Origin of the sequence: Vibrio hepatarius (assembly GCF_018860525.1) — a bacterium.
GTDB lineage: Bacteria > Pseudomonadota > Gammaproteobacteria > Enterobacterales > Vibrionaceae > Vibrio > Vibrio hepatarius_B.
Genome location: NZ_JAHKPM010000031.1, coordinates 2,105 through 4,354 on the forward strand (window position 1 = coordinate 2,105; position 2,250 = coordinate 4,354).

General features: G+C 38.2%; 3 protein-coding genes. All 3 read right to left on the reverse strand.

Translation table 11 applies throughout. The annotated features are described in order from the left end of the window. Window positions 1-18: 18 nt before the first annotated feature. Genes KO511_RS08705 through KO511_RS08715 form a run of 3 tightly spaced genes read right to left on the reverse strand, consistent with a single transcriptional unit; the run spans window position 19 to window position 1,968 of the window. Entirely contained in the window at window positions 19-531 is a 513-nt protein-coding gene (locus tag KO511_RS08705) for an ATP-binding protein (RefSeq protein WP_215987060.1), read from the reverse strand. After that, the gene (locus KO511_RS08710; protein WP_215987061.1) at window positions 528-932 is read right to left on the reverse strand and encodes an ASCH domain-containing protein; all 405 of its coding nucleotides are present in this window, start codon (window positions 930-932) and stop codon (window positions 528-530) included. The genes KO511_RS08705 and KO511_RS08710 overlap by 4 nt, the downstream gene beginning before the upstream one ends. Next, window positions 910-1,968 carry an N-acetyltransferase gene (locus KO511_RS08715; RefSeq protein WP_215987062.1) on the reverse strand — a complete coding sequence of 353 codons (1,059 nt, stop codon included), beginning with the start codon at window positions 1,966-1,968 and terminating at the stop codon, window positions 910-912. The genes KO511_RS08710 and KO511_RS08715 overlap by 23 nt, the downstream gene beginning before the upstream one ends. Window positions 1,969-2,250 lie beyond the last annotated feature (282 nt).

Sequence of the window (2,250 nt, forward strand, 5' to 3'; positions counted from 1 at the left end):
AGCCCTTAGAACTTATATTTATAAATCTAGCGCTCTTAAGAGCGTAGAAACATCGTCTCCGGATTTGTAATCAACAATTCTTACCCCATTCTTGGAACAAAACTCATGTGCGTTATGAGACTCTTGCTTTTGCAATTTGTCGATTAACTCCAGAGAAATACAGTCGCCATCTCTCGAGACTAAACGCCTATGTATCTCTTGAGCGTCAGAGAACACATTTATTACTACATCTGGCTTTATGTCCTGAAACACTTGGTAATCCAATTCGATAATCGTTTCATTTTTGCCTACTAAACAAAAGTGACCATCTAATAGAATATTCTCATCATCAAGCTTAGAGATTCCCTCTAAGAGTGCTCTTTGATTAGCTTCAGCTTTATCTACCACTTTCGAGGTTTCTACGTATGCAGAATTAGCTTTAATGATATCGCTACAAGAGTATGAGCGAATATCTACAAAGCTATTTATTTGCGAACACAGCGTTGACTTACCTACGCCGTGCACACCAGAGATAAATACTAATTTATTCATTCAAATGCAAACTCCGGAAAAAGATCCCTCGACAAGTACATAAATGATTGAGGAGCCGACACTTTTGCCTTCATTTTGTCTAATCGAAAGGGATTGTTATATTTTTTAACATTACCAATTTTAATAGCGTGAGCTTCTGACTTCCCATTGAAGTAGTGATCGAAAAATTCTTTGTTGATACCAGAATTTGTTTGGGTCTGATTCCAAATCTCTTGTGGTGTGTCAGTTAAGATTCTATCGATACAAAACTCGCCGACTACTTTACCCTCGGGTAACGTAGAATAGATGATCACCTTTTCTACATCACTTCTTCGAAAGATCGCCTTACGGTATTCAAATTTCTTTTCGCCTGTAAAGATTCTTTCTACAAACTCGGGGTTAATTGATAATAAAACTTGCATCTACCTCACCTAAATCAAGCATGTGATTGAACTGGTTATCCGAAATCTCCATTGCTCCCCAGTATGCACCTTCTGAAAGACCAACTTCATTAATCAACCTGTCACGAATCACACGTTTTGTCATCGCAGTATTGTACGTGAATTGTATGATATGAGGATAGCGTTTTGAACGGTAGAAGTCCGTAAGTTCATCTTTTGAGAACACAGAATATGAGCCTGCATAAGATAAAAAAGACTCGAGAGTAGTGAAGTCACCAATGTTTCTATACTCTTCGACCACGCAAACCGAAGTGATGACAGAACGGTAGCGTGCTGGACCAGCTCCATCTGATGTTCTGTAGGTTACAATGATATCTCCCGGTCTAAAATCGGCAGTAAGCTCCATAGCACATAGATAAATTTTATGAATGCTATTTGTGTGAGAAACGTCTTGTATAATATCGTGAGACTCGTTGTTAAGAATAGAATCTGGCAGCATGCGTGTGTGAAAGTCCGGATAGATTGACATCAAGTACTTCTTATTTCCTCGAATGTTAAACTTTGGGTAGTCAGCCATTATATTATTGTGGACTTGATGCATGTTACGGACTAATACGTTCTCTATGCCATTTGGTGTAGACTTAGAACCAATTACATTAAACCCATATAGCTGCATTAACGAAATAAGGTGAGCATGCTTATCAAAAATTGTTACATAGACATCATCTACATTGGCTTTAATAGCATGGTCAAATACCTTTTTCACGAACCTTTCACCGCGTCTTGTTCCTGCCGCATCAAACTTAAAAGTGCCAATCTTTAGGTGCATGCCGTTAGGTAGGTTTGGTGTAGTATCTGTTATAACTCCGCTCTCCACCTTCAAATACATAAAACCTTCAATAAACCCCATAGGATTATAAAGTACATAAGCGCATTCACTGGCTAGAGCCTTCTTAGCGAACCATTGAGGAAACTCCTGATAGTCAGCCTTTAGTGTTGCAAAAAAATTATCATTAATGTTTATGTCGGAGAACGGTTGATAGACTAAATTTTCCATAGACAAATACTCTTTGGTTTAGAACATAGTGGGATATCAAATCTCTATAACCCACACCTTAGATATGGAATTTATCCTTACAATGCAACCATGTCCATATGGTTTGTGATCTTCTGTCTAAATATGTGACTGTCAAACGAGGTCAAAAGCTTATTATCATTGGAAGAGAAATTGATTAAAAAAAGGGCGTCTTTAAGACTTTCACCCCGTATTACATCTCGGGGATTAACAGCCAACAGCATGGGAAGAATCGATAACTTTTAGGGCTCTTCTCCGCTTTCA

Bases quoted from the DNA above. Each gene is read 5' to 3' on its own strand.
- KO511_RS08715 (WP_215987062.1), bottom strand. From the start codon at position 1,968: ATGGAAAATTTAGTCTATCAACCGTTCTCCGACATAAACATTAATGAT.
- KO511_RS08705 (WP_215987060.1), bottom strand. From the start codon at position 531: ATGAATAAATTAGTATTTATCTCTGGTGTGCACGGCGTAGGTAAGTCA.
- KO511_RS08710 (WP_215987061.1), bottom strand. From the start codon at position 932: ATGCAAGTTTTATTATCAATTAACCCCGAGTTTGTAGAAAGAATCTTT.